This window comes from Billgrantia desiderata (genome assembly GCF_900108215.1).
GTDB lineage: Bacteria > Pseudomonadota > Gammaproteobacteria > Pseudomonadales > Halomonadaceae > Halomonas > Halomonas desiderata.
Window position 1 is genome coordinate 1 of record NZ_FNVC01000019.1, and the last position, 15,218, is coordinate 15,218.

At 67.0% G+C, this 15,218-nt stretch carries 16 protein-coding genes; 14 read left to right on the forward strand and 2 right to left on the reverse strand.

Annotation, left to right across the window (positions count from 1 at the left end; translation table 11 throughout):
* The 13 genes from C4S71_RS15755 to C4S71_RS15815 all read left to right on the forward strand — a co-directional run.
* Positions 1-274 (forward strand): group II intron maturase-specific domain-containing protein (locus C4S71_RS15755; protein WP_304481838.1); only part of this gene is annotated, 274 nt, incomplete at its 5' end.
* A 149-nt stretch (positions 275-423) separates the two neighbouring features.
* Positions 424-1,134, forward strand: a complete 711-nt coding sequence (trmB, locus tag C4S71_RS15760) for a tRNA (guanine(46)-N(7))-methyltransferase TrmB (RefSeq protein ID WP_103969768.1) — start codon at positions 424-426, stop codon at positions 1,132-1,134.
* Positions 1,134-1,460, forward strand: a complete 327-nt coding sequence (locus C4S71_RS15765) for a DMT family transporter (RefSeq protein ID WP_086508628.1) — start codon at positions 1,134-1,136, stop codon at positions 1,458-1,460. The genes trmB and C4S71_RS15765 overlap by 1 nt, the downstream gene beginning before the upstream one ends.
* Before the next feature lie 35 nt (positions 1,461-1,495).
* Positions 1,496-2,956 carry a D-alanyl-D-alanine carboxypeptidase/D-alanyl-D-alanine endopeptidase gene (gene dacB / locus C4S71_RS15770; protein WP_422666855.1) on the forward strand — a complete coding sequence of 487 codons (1,461 nt, stop codon included), beginning with the start codon at positions 1,496-1,498 and terminating at the stop codon, positions 2,954-2,956.
* Between the two features lie 34 nt (positions 2,957-2,990).
* Complete coding sequence (locus tag C4S71_RS15775; protein ID WP_086508626.1) at positions 2,991-3,362, forward strand: diacylglycerol kinase; 372 nt, start codon at positions 2,991-2,993, stop codon at positions 3,360-3,362.
* A gap of 79 nt (positions 3,363-3,441) precedes the next feature.
* On the forward strand, positions 3,442-6,423 hold the full coding sequence (gene glnE, locus C4S71_RS15780) for a bifunctional [glutamate--ammonia ligase]-adenylyl-L-tyrosine phosphorylase/[glutamate--ammonia-ligase] adenylyltransferase (protein ID WP_103969770.1): 2,982 nt from the start codon (positions 3,442-3,444) through the stop codon (positions 6,421-6,423).
* A 40-nt stretch (positions 6,424-6,463) separates the two neighbouring features.
* Positions 6,464-6,907 (forward strand): type II 3-dehydroquinate dehydratase, encoded by a 444-nt coding sequence (gene aroQ, locus C4S71_RS15785; RefSeq protein ID WP_103969771.1) that lies wholly within the window; start codon positions 6,464-6,466, stop codon positions 6,905-6,907.
* A 186-nt stretch (positions 6,908-7,093) separates the two neighbouring features.
* Positions 7,094-7,267, forward strand: a complete 174-nt coding sequence (locus C4S71_RS15790) for a periplasmic nitrate reductase, NapE protein (RefSeq protein ID WP_086508623.1) — start codon at positions 7,094-7,096, stop codon at positions 7,265-7,267.
* A gap of 7 nt (positions 7,268-7,274) precedes the next feature.
* The gene (napF, locus tag C4S71_RS15795; protein WP_103969772.1) at positions 7,275-7,775 is read left to right on the forward strand and encodes a ferredoxin-type protein NapF; all 501 of its coding nucleotides are present in this window, start codon (positions 7,275-7,277) and stop codon (positions 7,773-7,775) included.
* A complete protein-coding gene (locus C4S71_RS15800; RefSeq protein WP_103969773.1) occupies positions 7,765-8,076 on the forward strand; it encodes a chaperone NapD in 312 nt (103 codons plus the stop codon). The genes napF and C4S71_RS15800 overlap by 11 nt, the downstream gene beginning before the upstream one ends.
* Positions 8,073-10,577: a nitrate reductase catalytic subunit NapA gene (napA, locus tag C4S71_RS15805; protein ID WP_103969774.1), complete on the forward strand. Its 2,505-nt coding sequence runs from the start codon at positions 8,073-8,075 to the stop codon at positions 10,575-10,577. The genes C4S71_RS15800 and napA overlap by 4 nt, the downstream gene beginning before the upstream one ends.
* 24 nt (positions 10,578-10,601) lie before the next feature.
* Positions 10,602-11,093 carry a nitrate reductase cytochrome c-type subunit gene (locus C4S71_RS15810; protein ID WP_086508619.1) on the forward strand — a complete coding sequence of 164 codons (492 nt, stop codon included), beginning with the start codon at positions 10,602-10,604 and terminating at the stop codon, positions 11,091-11,093.
* On the forward strand, positions 11,090-11,758 hold the full coding sequence (locus C4S71_RS15815; RefSeq protein ID WP_103969775.1) for a NapC/NirT family cytochrome c: 669 nt from the start codon (positions 11,090-11,092) through the stop codon (positions 11,756-11,758). Before C4S71_RS15810 ends, C4S71_RS15815 begins: the two co-directional genes overlap by 4 nt.
* A 50-nt stretch (positions 11,759-11,808) precedes the next feature.
* Here the strand turns inward: C4S71_RS15815 and C4S71_RS15820 are convergent, their stop codons facing one another.
* Positions 11,809-12,765, reverse strand: coding sequence for an AEC family transporter (locus C4S71_RS15820; protein ID WP_103969776.1), 957 nt, complete (start codon positions 12,763-12,765; stop codon positions 11,809-11,811).
* A 49-nt stretch (positions 12,766-12,814) separates the two neighbouring features.
* A complete protein-coding gene (locus C4S71_RS15825) occupies positions 12,815-13,600 on the reverse strand; it encodes an IclR family transcriptional regulator domain-containing protein (RefSeq protein WP_086508616.1) in 786 nt (261 codons plus the stop codon).
* Positions 13,601-13,755: 155 nt separating this feature from the next.
* Here C4S71_RS15825 and C4S71_RS15830 point away from each other — a divergent pair, with 155 nt between their 5' ends.
* Positions 13,756-15,144, forward strand: coding sequence for a class-II fumarase/aspartase family protein (locus C4S71_RS15830; RefSeq protein WP_103969777.1), 1,389 nt, complete (start codon positions 13,756-13,758; stop codon positions 15,142-15,144).
* Positions 15,145-15,218: the final 74 nt, after the last annotated feature.

The following is a 15,218-nucleotide window of genomic DNA, read 5'->3' on the forward strand; positions in this document are numbered from 1 at the left end:
GAAGCGTCCACTGGAAGCGCTGGATGGTTGGATACGTCGCCGACTGCGCTGCGTGATCTGGCGGCAGTGGAAGCGCCCGCGGACCCGGCGTCGTAAGCTCTTGGCGCTGGGGCTGGACGACTATCGGGCGTGGAAGTCAGCGGGAAATGGGCGAGGCGCCTGGTGGAACGCCGGGGCCTCGCACATGAATCAGGCCCTGCCAAGGAAGTGGTTTGATGGACTGGGCCTGATCTCGGTACTCGATACGGTAAGAGGGCTTAGCCGTTCTTCATGAACCGCCGTATACCGAACGGTACGTACGGTGGTGTGGGAGGGCGCCGGGGGTGACCCCGGCCCCTACCCGATCGCCATACCTCGCTTCCTCGCGTGCGCCGACATGGCTGCTAGAATGGTCGTTCGTCCGCTACCGATCGATTTTGCCTCATGCATGCCACCTCCCGCCCCATCGCGACCAACCAGAGCGGCCCCCACCGGGATGTCGAGAAGCGCGTCGACCGCGCCCTGCGTCATCCGCTGCGCAAGCCCGTGGCCGAGCACACGCGGGCGGCGTTCGAGCGGGCGCGTGAGTGGTATCAGCGACAAGCCGGGGATGGCCAGCACCCGTTGATTCTCGATGCCGGCTGCGGGGTGGGGGTTTCCACTCGCGAGCTGGCCCGGCAGTTCGACGACCATCTGGTGATCGGCGTGGATCGCAGCGCCGACCGGCTGTCCCGCGAGCACGGCGAGGTGGGCGACAATGCCCTCCTGGTGCGTGCCGACCTGGTGGACTTCTGGCGTCTGGCCCTGGCCGCCGGCTGGCAGCCGGTGCGGCATTATCTGCTCTATCCCAACCCCTACCCCAAGTCGGTGCATCTCAAGCAGCGCTGGCATGGGCACCCTGTGCTGCCGACGATCCTGGCCCTCGGCGGCCGGCTGGAGCTGCGCTCCAACTGGCGCCTCTACGTCGAGGAGTTCGCCCTGGCGCTGACGCGAGCGACCGGTACGGCCGCTGCGGTAGAGCCATACGACCCCGGCACTGGGTACCTCACGCCTTTTGAACGAAAATACCACGCCAGCGGTCAGTCACTCTGGCGTCTGGTCGCCGAGCTGCCCCATGCTCCCGAGCTGGTACCCTGCGATACGGAGAGAAGCTGATGGCATTCGTGTACCTGGCTCTGGCCATCGTTGCCGAGGTCGTGGCAACCAGTGCGCTCAAGGCGACCCACGGCTTCACGCGCCTCGTTCCCAGCCTGGTGGTGGTGGTCGGCTATGCGATTGCCTTCTACATGCTGTCGCTGGTGCTGCGTACCATTCCGGTGGGCATCGCCTACGCCATCTGGGCCGGCCTGGGTATCGTGCTGGTGGCCCTGGTGGGTATCGTGGTGTACGGGCAGCGCCCCGACCTGCCGGCGGTGCTCGGTATCGCTCTGATCGTTGCCGGCGTGGTGGTGATCCAGCTGTTTTCACGAGTTTCCCACTGACTGCGTCACGTGGGTCTTAGATGGACGTTCGACCAATGGTGAGAGCTGTTGCCAGGCTTGGCTGCCTGCTTCTGTTGTGCGGTTCGATGCTGCCGGTGGTGGCGCTCGGATCGGGTTTTGCCGAACTTGGAAAGATGACCGAGAGCGGCTTTCGTATCAGTGCCGAAGCGCGCCTGCTGGGCGACGGTGGGCGTGACGGCGTCCTGCTCGGCGCCATCGAGCCGCAGAGTCAGCTGTCGCCGGCCTCGGTGTCCAAGGCCTACCTGGCGGCGGCCGCGCTCGACCGCTGGGGGCCTCAGCACCGCTTTGCCACCCGGCTGGTCAGCACCGCTGAGCTCGACGCCGACGGCGTGCTGCGCGGCGACCTGATTCTCGACGGCGGCGGCGACCCCGGGCTCTCCAGCGAGGACCTGTGGCGGCTGACCCAGCGGCTGCATCAGGCCGGTGTGCGCGAGGTCGACGGGCGCCTGGTGGTCAGCCAGTGGCGCTTCGGCCCGGTGGAGTGCATCACCACCGATCGCTGCGAGGCGCACTCGCGCACCGGCAACAGCTACAGCGCGCTGCTCTCGTCGGCTGGGGTCAACCACGGCAACTGGTGCGTCAACGTCGCGCCGGGGGCAGCGGCGGGCGAGCCGGCCCGCATCACCAGCTGCGACAGTCAGGGGCTGATCCTGGAGGTCGACAACCGGATCGAGACGCGCCCGCCCAACAGCGGCACCGAGTTCAGCGCCGAGCGCGTGACCCGCGAAGAGGGCGACGTAATGCTGCTGCGCGGCCAGATTTCGCTCAACGCCTCGCCCCGGGACGTCTACCGGGCCAGCGGCGATCCCGCCCGCCAGACCGCCCGCACGCTGATGGCCATGCTCGAGCAGGCCGGTATCGGCGTGGGCGGGGGCTACGTGACCAGCATCGAGCAGCCTGCCGCTTCCGCGCGTACGCTGGCACAGGTGGAGAGCAGGCCGCTGCAGGAACTGCTGCTGCATGTGATGAACTACTCCAACAACTTCATGGCCGACGTGCTGGCACTCAACCTGGTGGACACCCCGAGGGCGGACCTGCTCCAGGCCGGCGAGGCGATTCAGGATTACGTGGCCGGCCTGCCCGATCACGGCCCGGTGATCATGCTCAGCGGCAGCGGCCTGACCACGGAGAACCGCACCTCGGCCCACGGCAGCAACGTGCTGCTGGAGAGCATGTTCCACCGCTCGTCGCTGTTCCCGAGCTTCGTCGCCAGCTTCCAGTCGCCGGCCAACGGCGTGTCGCGCTTCATTCGCCGCGGCTCGCCGCTGTTCCAGGATCACATCATGCTCAAGACCGGCACCCTCAATCAGCCCTATGCCGTGCGTGCCGTTAGCGGCTACTTCCGTACCCGCTCGGGGCGCTGGGGCGTGTTCACGGTGATGGTCAACGGCACCTCGTCCACGCCCTGGCTCAACTGGGCGCAGGTGCTGGATCCGCTTTCCGAAGACCTGGCGCGCATGATCGAGGCGCACTGAAGCCGACCCAACCCGCAATTCAGGATGCGAGACGATGAAACCAGCACGAACCGGATGGCGGCATGTCATCGATGCCACGGGCTACTCGATCAAGGGGCTCAGGTTCGCCTTTCGCCATGAGACGGCCTTCCGCCAGGAGCTGGCTCTCTGTGTGGTACTGCTGCCGCTGGCCTGGTGGATCGGCTCGGGTCCGGTGGAGTGGATCCTGCTGGTGGGCAGTTGCCTGCTAGTACTCACCGTGGAGCTGATCAACAGCGCCATCGAGAGCGTGGTGGACCGCATCGGCACCGAGCATCATGAGCTGTCCGGTCGGGCCAAGGACATCGGCTCGGCGGCGGTGATGGTGGCGCTGATCGCCGCCGGTCTGACCTGGGGCCTGCTCGGCTGGCAGAAGTTCTTCGGCTGAAGGCCGTCGTGGGGGGTGCCGCCGCGTCGGCGCCTTCGCTATGCTGGGGGCAATTCCGCTGCGACAAGGCGTGTTGCCCATGGCCCTTCCCGCTGACTTCCTGCCCGTCGATGACACCCCGACCGCGCTCAGGCCCGCCCTGGAGAAAGCGTGGCAGCGCCTGAGCGAGAGCCTGGCCCGGGCCGACAACGTGGCCGAGATGACCGGCCAGGAGCCGCCATCGGAGAACTGGCTGGCGCTGGGGACGGAGCGTCGACGCCAGCTGGCGCGGGTCATCACCATTTCCGACTTCGCCCTCGACACCCTGGTGCGCTACCCCGAATGGCTGCTGCACCTGGATGCCGGCGGCGAGCTGGACGAGTCGCCGCAGGGCGAGACGCTCGCGGTCTGGCTCGCCGAACGGCTGGAGAGCGCCGAGGATGAGGCCGGCCTGCACGCCGTGCTGCGGCGCTTCCGCCGGGCGCGCATGCTGGGTATCGTGTGGCGAGACCTGGTACGGCCGGTGGATACCGACATGTGGGCCACCGCCGCTGCGGTGTCTCAACTGGCCGAGGTGTCGCTGGAAGGCGCCCTGGGCTGGCTCGAACGTCACTTCGAGTCGCGCTGGGGCCGCCCGGCGGCGCGCAGCGACGGCAGCGAGCAGCGCCTGGTGGTGCTGGGCATGGGCAAGTTCGGCGCCGGGGAGCTCAACCTCTCTTCCGATATCGACCTCATCTTCGCCTACCCCGAGCAGGGCGACACCCAGGGCGGGCGCACCTCCCTCGCGCATCAGGAGTACTTCACCAAGCTGGGGCAGAAGCTGATTGCTGCGCTGGATGCGGTCACCGCCGACGGCTTCGTCTTTCGCGTCGACATGCGCCTGCGTCCGCTGGGCGACGGCGGCCCCCTGGTGGGCAACTTCAGCTCGCTTGCCGCCTACTATCAGGATCAGGGGCGGGAGTGGGAGCGCTATGCCCTGCTCAAGGCGCGGCCGGTGGCCGGCGACCTGGAGGCCGGCAGCGAGCTGCTCGGCAACCTGCGTCCCTTCGTCTATCGCAAGTACCTCGATTTCGGCGCCATCGAGTCGCTGCGCGAGATGAAGGGCCTGATCAATCGCGAGGTGAAGCGGCGCGGCATGCAGGCCAACATCAAGCTCGGCCCCGGCGGCATTCGCGAGGTGGAGTTCGTGGTGCAGGCCTTCCAGCTGATTCGCGGCGGGCGCGACACCGAGCTGCAGGTCACCTCGCTGCGCACGGCGCTCGCACGTCTGCCGGCGCTGGGGCTGCTGCCGCAAGGCGTGGTCGACGAGCTCGAGCCCGACTACGTCTTCCTGCGCGACCTGGAGCATGCGCTGCAGGCGCTGGAAGACCGTCAGACCCAGAGCCTGCCCGACGACGATCTCGACCGTGAGCGCGTCGCCCTGGCGCTGAACATGGAAGACTGGCCGGCGCTGCTGGCGCGCCTGGAGGAGGTGCGCGGCCGGGTGCGAGGCCATTTCGATGCGGTGATCGCCGACCCCGAAGAGGAGCTCGAGGAGAACGGCGAGGCGACAGAGGAAGGCGGCCTGTCGCTGGACGACTGGCGGGCGCTGTGGTGCGGAGAGCTCGAGCCCCAGGAGGCCGAGGCAATGCTCGCCGAAGCGGGCTTCGCGGAGGCCGAGACGGCCCTGCGGCGCCTCGTCGGGCTGCGCCAGTCGCGCCAGGTGCAGGCCATGCAGCGCATCGGCTACGACCGCCTCGAAGCTCTGATGCCGCTGCTGCTCGATGCGGTAGCGGCAAGCGACGCGCCCGACACCGCCCTGGAGCGGGTGCTGCCGCTGATCGAATCGGTGCTGCGGCGTACCGCCTATCTGGCGCTGCTGCGGGAGAACCCCGAAGCGCTGAGTCATCTGATGGGGCTGTGCAGCGCCAGCCCCTGGATCGCCGAGCAGATGGCCCGCTACCCGATCCTGCTGGATGAGCTGCTGACCCCGGCCACCCTCTACACCCCCGCCGACAAGGAGCGCCTGGCCGATGAGCTGCGCCAGGCCCTGGGGCGCATTCCCGAGGACGACGAGGAGGCCCAGCTCGAGGCGCTGCGCGTGTTCAAGCACGCCCACGTGCTGCGCGTTGCCGCTTCCGACATCGCCGGCACCCGCCACCTGATGAAGGTCAGCGACTATCTCACCTACATTGCCGAGGTGCTGCTGGAGACGGTGCTGGCCATGGCCTGGCGCCACCTGGTGCGCAAGCACGGCTACCCGATGCGCCGCGACGGCTCCCGCGCCGGCGCCGAGCCCGAGTTCCTGATCGTCGGCTACGGCAAGCTGGGCGGCATCGAGCTGGGCTACGGCTCCGACCTCGACCTGGTGTTCATTCACGACGGCGACTCCCACGGCGAGACCGACGGCGTCCGACCCATCGATGCCTCGGTGTTCTTCACCCGCCTGGGCCAGCGCATCATCCACCTGCTCACCGCCGTGACCCCGGCCGGCACCCTCTACGAGGTCGACATGCGCCTGCGCCCCTCGGGCAACGCCGGGCTGCTGGTCACCACCCTCGACGCCTTCGGCGAGTACCAGCGCCGCGAGGCCTGGACCTGGGAGCATCAGGCGCTGGTGCGGGCGCGGGTAGTGGCAGGGCACCCACGCCTGGCCGCAGGCTTCGATGCGGTGCGCAGCGAGATTCTCGGCCGCGAGCGCGACCGCGAGGCGCTGCGCGAAGAGGTGGTCAAGATGCGTCACAAGATGCGCGAGCACCTGGGCGGCAAGAGCGAGGCGGGCCAGTTCGACCTCAAGCACGACCCCGGTGGCATGGTCGACATCGAGTTCCTGTGCCAGTTCGCGGTGCTCGCCATGGGCCACGAGACGCCGGAGCTGCTGCGCTGGAGCGACAACATGCGCATCCTGGAAACGCTGGAGAGCAGCGGGCGCCTGCCCGCCGAGGAGTGCCAGCGCCTGCGCGAGGCCTACCTGGCCCTGCGCAGCACCGCCCACCGGGCATCGCTGACCCGCGAGGCCGCCCGCGGGCGCGAGGCCGACTTCGAGGCGCACCGCCAAACCGTCATCGATGCCTGGCAGCGGCTGCTCGAAACGCAGGCGTGAGGCCGGGCATTTCCCCTCGTCACAGCAGAGAAGAAGCACCATGAACAAGGTCCTGGTACTGCACGGCCCCAACCTCAACCTGCTCGGCAGCCGTCAGCCGGAAGTCTATGGATATGAGACCCTGGACGACATCAACAACGCGCTCTACGAGAAGGCCGCCATCAACGGCTGGGATATCAAGGCGCTGCAGAGCAACCACGAAGGCGTGCTGATCGACGCCATCCACGCCGCCCGCGAGGACGGCACCGCGGCGATCGTCATCAACCCTGCCGCCTATACCCACACCTCGGTGGCCATCCTCGACGCCCTCAACGCCTTCGACGGCAAGGTGATCGAGGTGCACCTCTCCAACGTGCACAAGCGCGAGCGTTTCCGCCACCACTCCTATGTCTCGCTGCGCGCCGACGGCGTGGTCGCCGGCCTCGGCAGCCAGGGCTACCTGGCGGCGCTGGATGCGGTGATCAAGGCTGCCGCCAAAGCGTGAAGACCCAGACGTGAAGGTCCGGGCGTAAAGCCGCTCTGCCATTGATCTGCCACTGACGGAACGGGCTCGGCCACACAGGCCGGTCCGTTTCGTATCTTTTTGTAACAAGTAATTGGGATGCTGGAATATTAGCTACCCTGACATCAGGAGGATCAATAATAACTAGTGAGTGACGAGGGGAGAGGCATGGAAGACCCGGATACCATGGCGCCCGAGGAGCGGAAGAAGAAGGAGTTCAAGCTGTTCCTCTTCATCGCCATCCTGCTGTTTCCCATCCTGGCGATAGCCGTTGTCGGTGGCTTCGGCTTCTCGGTATGGATCTACCAGACCTTCACGGGCCCGCCCGGGCCGCCGAGCTGAGGGTCGCATGCACAAGGCGAACAATCCCAATACACGTCGCCAGTTCTTTCGCTCCCTCGGCGGTCATGGCCCGCTCCAGCGGCCACCCTGGACCGACCATGACTTCACCGATCGCTGCGTGCGCTGTGCGGCCTGTATCGAGACCTGCCCTGAGGGTGTGCTGTTCCATGGCGGCGGCGGCTATCCCGAGATCCGCTTCGACCAAGCGGGCTGCTCGCTATGCCGTGCCTGCGTCGAGGTCTGCGATGCAGGCGTGTTCGACACCCAGCGCCCCGCCTTTCCCTGGCGCGCCCGTATCGAGAGCCACTGCCTGGCGCTGGCCGACATTCACTGCCAGAGCTGCCAGGACGCCTGCGAGTGGCAGGCCATCGTCTTTTTCCCCCAGTTGGGGCGCCCGCCCAAGCCGCGCCTGAACGGCGAAGCCTGTACCGGCTGCGGTGCCTGCCAGGCCCTGTGCCCCAACCACGCCATCACAATGACAAGCGAGGAGATGGCCCATGCCGAATGAAACCCTCCACATCGCCAGTCTGCTGGTACATGTCCGGCCCGAGCACGCCCGGGAAGTGACGCGATGGCTGGCTGCCCAGCCCGAGAGCGAGGTCAGCGCCGAGGATCCCAGCGGCAAGCTGGTGGTGGTAGTGGAGAGTTTGCGCGAGGTGCGGATTCTCGAGCTGATCGATGCGATCCAGGTGCGGCCAGGCGTGCTGGGAGCGGCGCTGGTGTATCACCAGGTACTCGATCCAGCGTCTGCCGACGAACCCGCCGATCCCGTCTCATCCCAAGCCGCTGCAGAAGGAATGCCGACATGAAGATGACGCGTCGTGAATTCGCCAAGGCCAACGCAGTGGCCGTGGCGGCGGCCACTGCCGGTATGGCCATTCCGGCCGGCGCCACCAACCTCATCACCAACGCCGACTTGACGCGGCTGAACTGGAACAAGGCGCCCTGCCGCTTCTGTGGGGTGGGCTGCAGCGTCATGGTGGCCACCCAGGGCAACCGTATCGTGGCCACACACGGTGACATTCATTCGGAGGTCAACCGCGGGCTCAACTGCGTCAAGGGCTACTTCCTGTCCAAGATTCTCTACGGTCAGGACCGCCTGCAGCAGCCGCTGCTGCGCAAGCGCAACGGCGTTTACGACAAGCGCGGCGACTTCGAGCCGGTCTCCTGGGACGAAGCCCTCGACCTGATGGCCGACAAGTTCAAGAGTGCCATTCGCGAGCACGGACCCGAGAGCGTGGCGATGTTCGGCTCCGGCCAGTGGACCATCTGGGAAGGCTATGCCGCCAGCAAGCTGTTCAAGGCCGGGCTGCGCTCCAACAACATCGACCCCAATGCGCGGCACTGCATGGCCTCGGCGGTGTTCGCCTTCATGCGCGCTTTCGGCTCCGACGAGCCCATGGGCGTCTACGACGACATCGAGCACGCCAACGCCTTCGTGCTGTGGGGCTCCAACATGGCGGAGATGCACCCGATCCTCTGGACCCGGGTCACCGACCGGCGGCTCTCCTATCCGGAGACCCAGGTGGCGGTGCTCTCCACCTTTCAGCACCGCAGTTTCGATCTGGCCGACATCCCCATGGTGATGAAGCCCAACGCCGACGTGGTGATCCTCAACTACATCGCCAACCACATCATCCAGACCGACCGCGTCGACCGCGCTTTCGTCGAGAATCACACCAACTTCGTGCGTGCCGTAGATGACATCGGCTACGGCCTGCGCGACGAGCATCCGCTGCAGCAGGCGGCCGCCAACGCCGATAACCCCAACCGCTGGACGGAGATGAGCTTCGATGAATTCGCCGACCACGTTGCCGACTTCACCCTGGAACGGGCGGCACGGGAATCCGGGGTCTCCGAGAGCCGCCTGGAGCGGCTGGCCGAGCTCTATGCCGACCCCGACATCAAGGTCATGTCGTTCTGGACCATGGGGGTCAACCAGCACACCCGCGGCGTGTGGGTGAACAACCTCATCTACAACCTGCACCTGCTCACCGGCAAGATCTCCGAACCCGGCAACAGCCCCTTCTCGCTGACCGGCCAGCCCTCTGCCTGCGGCACCGCCCGCGAGGTGGGCACCTTCGCCCATCGCCTGCCGGCGGACCGGGTGGTCACCAACCCCGAGCATCGCCGCGAGGCGGAGCAGATCTGGAAGCTGCCCGAAGGCACCATTCCCGAACGCGTGGGCTTTCATGCCGTGGAGCAGAGCCGCAAGCTCAAGGACGGTGCGATCAAGGTCTACTGGACCCAGGTCAACAACAACATGCAGGCCGGGCCCAACACCCAGCAGGAGATCCTGCCGGGCTGGCGCAACGAGGAGGCCTTCGTCATCGTCTCCGACATCTACCCCACGGCCTCGGCGCAGGCCGCCGATCTGATCCTGCCGGCCGCCTCCTGGGTCGAGAAGGAGGGCGCCTTCGGCAACTCCGAGCGGCGTACCCAGTTCTTCCATCAGCTGGTCGAGGCTCCCGGGGAGGCGCGCTCCGACCTCTGGCAGCTGGTGGAGCTCGCCAAGCGGATCGACGTCGCCGACGTGTGGCCGAGCGAGCTGCTCGACAAGGCACCCGAGTATCGCGACAAGACGCTGTTCGAGCTGCTCTACGCCAACGGCCAGGTCGACAGCTACCCGCTCTCGGACATGGAGGAGGGCTACGCCAACCAGGAGGCCGAGGCGTTCGGCTTCTATATCCAGAAGGGGCTGTTCGAGGAGTACGCCCGCTTCGGCCGCGGCAAGGGCAAGGATCTCGACGCCTTCGACAACTACCACCAGAACCGCGGCAAGCGCTGGCCGGTGGTGGACGGCCAGGAGACCCTGTGGCGCTATCGCGAAGGCTACGACCCCTACGTGGAAGAGGGCCGGGGCGTGCAGTTCTACGCCAAGCCCGACGACCGTGCGCTGATCTTTGCCGTTCCCGACGAGCCGCCCCCCGAGTCGCCTGACGAGGAGTACCCCTACTGGCTCTCCACCGGGCGGGTGCTCGAACACTGGCACACCGGCTCCATGACCCGCCGCGTGCCGGAGCTGCACCGGGCGGTGCCGGCGGCGCTGCTCTACATGCACCCGGAGGATGCCCGTGAGGAGGGCATGCGGCGCGGCAGCGAGGTGAAGGTGATCAGTCGTCGTGGCGAGGTGCGCCTGCGGGTCGAGACCCGCGGCCGGGTGACCCCGCCGCGGGGCCTGGTCTACGTGCCCTTCTTCGATGCCAACCGGCTGATCAACAACGTGGTGCTGGACGCCACGGACCCGATCTCCAAGCAGACGGACTTCAAGAAGTGCGCGGTTCGTCTCGAACTGGTCAGCCTGGCCTGAGGCCGAGACAGAAGGAGAAATGCGATGAAATGGCTCACTATGCTCAGTCTGTCGCTGGTGCTGGTCGTTGCCGGCCTGGCAATCGCCGAAGAGCGCCGGGACGATTCGGCGCCGGACGGCCTGCGGCCGGGCGGCACCCTCAGCCAATCCCTGCCGGCGCCGCCGATGGCCGGCGAGCCCCGGGACGCCGGGCGCGAAGTGCTCAACTATCCGGAGCAGCCGCCGGTCATTCCCCACGGTATCCGCGATTATCAGATCGATACCCGAGCCAACCGCTGCCTGACCTGCCACAGTCGCGAGCATGCGGTCCAGGCCGGGGCTCCCATGGTCAGCGTCAGCCACTTCCGCGACCGCCACCAGCAGGTGCTGGCAGCGGTGTCGCCCGACCGCTACTTCTGCACCCAGTGCCATGTGCCGCAGACCGATGCCAGCCCCATCGTTTCCAATACCTTCCTCAACGTCGATGAGGTGCTGGGAGAAATGCTCCGGCAGCAGCGTGAGGGAGGTGGCCAATGAAGCGCTGGTTGATCACCTATTGGCGTATCCTGATGCGCCCCAGCATGCACTTCAGCCTGGGGTTCCTGACGCTTGGCGGCTTCATCGCCGGGATCTTCTTCTGGGGCGGCTTCAACACCGCGGTGGAGGCGACCAATACCCAGCAGTTCTGCATCTCCTGCCATGAGATGGAGCGCAATCCCTACCGCGAAATGCAGGGCAGGATCCACGACGTCAACCGCTCCGGGGTCGGCGCCCAGTGTGCCGACTGCCACGTGCCCCACGGCTGGACGCACAAGATGGCGCGCAAGATGGAGGCTTCAAAGGAGGTGTGGGGCTGGATCTTCGGCACCATTCGCACCGAGGAGCAGTTCGAGGACAAGCGGCGCGAGCTGGCGGAAAGGGAGTGGGCCAGGCTGGAGGCCAACGACTCGCTGGAGTGCCGCAACTGCCACGACTTCGAGTCCATGGACTTCACCCAGCAGAGCTCCCGGGCTGCACAGGCGCACTCCACCACCCTCGCCGAGGGGGAGGCCACTTGCATCACCTGCCACAAGGGCATTGCCCACGAGCTGCCCGACATGAGCGAGTTCTATCAGCATACCGCCACGGGGCTGCCCGGCATCGAATCCTGGGTCGCTCACCTGAAGCGGGATGTGCCGGTGCCGGGCTACCCGGAAAACTGAACGAGGGTGGGGCTTTAGCGTAACCGAGTCGGGTGCGCTGACGGTCAGCCTCAGCCGGCAGGCAGCAGCCCAAAGTTCTTGATCGCCCAGATCCCTACGCTCAGGGTCACGAAGGCGGACAGGGTGGCGACCATCAGCGTGGCGGCGCTGACGCCGGCCATGCCGTAGCGCTGGCCCAGCAGCGGGAAGACGCTGATCATGGGCGCGCAGGCAAACAGCAGCGCACCGGCCAGCAGCATGGGGTCCGCTTCCGGTATCAGCAGGAAGACGCCGAACACCGCTAGCGGGTGCAGGATCAGCTTGCCCGCCACGATCTGCCCTACGTCGTTCATCATGCCGCGCACCTGAAGACCGAACAGGGTGCCGCCGATGACGAACAGCGCCGCGGGGCCGGAGGCGTTTGCCAGCATGTCGACCGCCTGGGCCAGCGGTCGGGGCAGGGCGGTGTCGGTCACCGCCAGCAGCAGGCCCAGCGCCAGCCCTACCAGAATGGGGTTGCGTATCAGCCGCACGAGGGTCTTGCGCGCCGCTGTGACGATGCCAGCGCCGCGCTGGCGGCCCACTTCGGCGAGGATCAGCGCCATCGGGATGATCAGCAGGTTCTCGATCAGCATGTTCAGCGCCAGGAAAACCGCTGCCGGAGAGGCGCCCAGCACCATGGCCGCCACCGGGAAGCCGATGAAGCCGCTGTTGGAGGCGGACATGCCCAAGGCGTGAATGGCCGCCTCGCTGAGCGGCTTGCGCTGCAGGCCGAGGGTCAGCAGCAGGGCGAAGGCGAACACCGCCAGCGAGCCGAGACCATAGGCCAGTAGATAGTGAGGTCGCAGGACCTCGTCGAGGGGGTTCTGGGTCACCGCGCGGATCACCAGCGCCGGCAGGGCGAAGTAGAGCACGAAGGTGGTGACCCCCTGCATCTGCTCCCGATTCACCAGCCGCGTGCCCATGGCCAGGTAGCCGGCCCCGATCAACAGGAAGATCGGGGTGGTGATGGCGAGTATTTCCAGCATGCGCCCTTCCTGGCATGAGGTGGGTAGACGGCGTTTCGCCTTGCCACGCTCAACTGACGGTTTCGCGAATCTCGCGCGCCTTGCGCTGCAGCAGCGGCAGGTACTCGCGCATCAGAGTGTCGAGATCGACCCGAGCGGCGTTGGTGCTGATGTTGATGGCGCCGAGCAGCTTGCCGTTGGCATCGAAGGCCGGCACCGCCAGCGAGCGCAGCCCCGAGTCGAGCTCCTGGTCGGCGATGGCATAGCCCTGCTGGCGCACCTTGAGGATGCACTTCTTCAGCAGCGCCTTGTCGGTCACGGTCTTGTCGGTGTAGCGCTCGAGCGTGACCCGCTCGAGGAAGGCATCCAGCTCGGCGTCGGGCAGCTGAGCCAGCAGCGCTCGGCCCATGGAGGTGTGAGCCGCGGGCAGGCGGGTGCCCACCGAGAGGGTGATGGCCATCAGCCGATGGGGAGCGGAGGAGCGCGCCACGTAGGTAACGGCGTCGCCGTCGAGCACGCCCAGGGACGAGGATTCGCCGCTTTCTGCGGTGATGTCCTCCAGCACCTGCTGGATCACGCTACGATAGTTGTTGGCGGAGAGAAAGGCGTAGCCGAGCTGCAGCACCCGTGGGGCCAGCTCGAAGTAACGGCCCTGCTTCCTCACGTAGCCCAGCGCGTGCAGCGTGAGCAGGAAGCGCCGGGCGCGGGCGCGGTTCATGTCGGTGCGCGCCGCGACTTCGCTGAGCGTCATGCGCGGGTGCGCCTCGTCGAAGGCCAGGATGACCTCGAGGCCGCTGGCCAGGGCGGTCACGAAGTCGCGGTCGTCTGGGCTGAGAACCTCTTCCTCTGGTGTCATTGTCGTTCCGTTATCGTGAGTTGCTCCCGGGTCGCACCCAATCTAGCATAGTGTTCGAATCACGAACACTTGTTCGACTATAGGCTGAGCGATTGGCAAGACCAAGCCGTGAGTCCGAGCCCTGATTATCGGCAACATGATACCGGAGACATGATATGTCCGACGCCCTGCTTCAGCATCCCTTCATGAGCCAAATCGCGCTGAGCGAGTGCAGCGCCGAGGCCATGGTGGCAGGCATGTTGGCCTTCGAGCTGGCGCTGGCCGAGGTGCAGGAGGCGCGCGGCCTCCTGCCCGAAGGTGTGGCGGCGCAGATGCGCAAGGCACTCGAGGGACACGCCTTCGATATCTCGTCCATTGGCGCCGGCGTGGCCAGCGGCGGCAACGCAGCGATCCCCTTCGTCAAGCAGGCGCGCGCGGCGCTGCCCGCCGAGCTGCGGCGCCATTTTCACCTCGGCGCCACCAGCCAGGACGTGATCGACTCGGCGCTGATGCTGCTGCTCAAGCCGCGTCTGGCGGCGTTGGATACGCAGCTGCGGCGCTGTCGTAGCGCCGCGCTCGCTCTGATGCAGGCTCACGAGACCACGGTGATGGTAGGGCGCACCCTGATGCAGCAGGCGCTGCCGATAACCTTTGGCGTCAAGGTGGCGCACTGGGGCATCGGCCTGGAGCAGGCACGTTGTCGCCTCGCCACCCTCGAGCTGCCGGTGCAGTTCGGTGGTGCGGTGGCCGTTCACTCTGGTTTGGACGGGCCGGGTTTGGATGGACCGGGCTTGGACGGGCAGGGATCGGATGAAACCGATCCGGGCGGGCTGGGCCTGGAGCTGATGGATGCCCTGGCGCAGCGCCTCGAGCTGAGCGTCCCGGTGCTCCCCTGGCATACCGACCGTCAGCCGATCCACGCGTTGGCCACCGCGCTCGACGCCGTAGCCGGTGCCGCCGAGAAGCTGGCGCTGGATGTCGCCCTGCTGACCCAGACCGAAGTGGGCGAGGTGAGCGAGCCCGGCGGCGAAGGCATGGGCGAGTCCTCCTCCATGCCGCACAAGCGCAACCCGGTACGCTGCGCGCTGATTCGCGGCGCGGCGCGTCAGGTTCACGGCCATGTCTCGGTCATTCTGAACGCTCATGCCCAGCCGCTGGAGCGCGGCCTGGGCGAGTGGCACGCCGAGTGGACCCCGCTGCTCGACAGCGCGCTGCTGGTGGAGGGAGCCCTGGAGCAGGCCGCCGTGCTGCTCGAAGGGCTCGAGGTGCACCCCGAGGCCATGCGGCGCAACCTGGCGGCGACCGGTGGCGGCATCATGGCCGAGCCGGTATCGCGCCTGCTGGCGCCCACGCTGGGCCAGGAGGCGGCCAAGCGCATCAGCGCCGAGGCTGCCGAAACGGCCCGCCTGCAGGGCGTGGCCTATGCCGATGCGCTGCAGGCTCACCCTGAGCTGCAAGGGCAGGTGGAAGCGCAAGCGCTGCGTCAGGCAACCGATCCCGCCTTATACCTTGGTAGTAGCCAAGCTCAAGTGCGCCGCGCCGCTGCCTGGCTTCAGCGCGAATAACGACCTGAAAACCCGTCGGTTTCATTGAGCTCAACGAGGGGAGGCCTGGCCTCCCCTCGTTTTTTTCGTTCCTG

Coding starts and splice junctions, on each gene's coding strand:
- C4S71_RS15765 (WP_086508628.1), top strand. CDS start 1,134: ATGGCATTCGTGTACCTGGCTCTGGCCATCGTTGCCGAGGTCGTGGCA.
- napF (WP_103969772.1), top strand. CDS start 7,275: ATGCACAAGGCGAACAATCCCAATACACGTCGCCAGTTCTTTCGCTCC.
- napA (WP_103969774.1), top strand. CDS start 8,073: ATGAAGATGACGCGTCGTGAATTCGCCAAGGCCAACGCAGTGGCCGTG.
- C4S71_RS15810 (WP_086508619.1), top strand. CDS start 10,602: ATGAAATGGCTCACTATGCTCAGTCTGTCGCTGGTGCTGGTCGTTGCC.
- C4S71_RS15800 (WP_103969773.1), top strand. CDS start 7,765: ATGCCGAATGAAACCCTCCACATCGCCAGTCTGCTGGTACATGTCCGG.
- glnE (WP_103969770.1), top strand. CDS start 3,442: ATGGCCCTTCCCGCTGACTTCCTGCCCGTCGATGACACCCCGACCGCG.
- C4S71_RS15815 (WP_103969775.1), top strand. CDS start 11,090: ATGAAGCGCTGGTTGATCACCTATTGGCGTATCCTGATGCGCCCCAGC.
- trmB (WP_103969768.1), top strand. CDS start 424: ATGCATGCCACCTCCCGCCCCATCGCGACCAACCAGAGCGGCCCCCAC.
- C4S71_RS15790 (WP_086508623.1), top strand. CDS start 7,094: ATGGAAGACCCGGATACCATGGCGCCCGAGGAGCGGAAGAAGAAGGAG.
- C4S71_RS15820 (WP_103969776.1), bottom strand. CDS start 12,765: ATGCTGGAAATACTCGCCATCACCACCCCGATCTTCCTGTTGATCGGG.
- C4S71_RS15775 (WP_086508626.1), top strand. CDS start 2,991: ATGAAACCAGCACGAACCGGATGGCGGCATGTCATCGATGCCACGGGC.
- C4S71_RS15830 (WP_103969777.1), top strand. CDS start 13,756: ATGTCCGACGCCCTGCTTCAGCATCCCTTCATGAGCCAAATCGCGCTG.
- aroQ (WP_103969771.1), top strand. CDS start 6,464: ATGAACAAGGTCCTGGTACTGCACGGCCCCAACCTCAACCTGCTCGGC.
- dacB (WP_422666855.1), top strand. CDS start 1,496: ATGGTGAGAGCTGTTGCCAGGCTTGGCTGCCTGCTTCTGTTGTGCGGT.
- C4S71_RS15825 (WP_086508616.1), bottom strand. CDS start 13,600: ATGACACCAGAGGAAGAGGTTCTCAGCCCAGACGACCGCGACTTCGTG.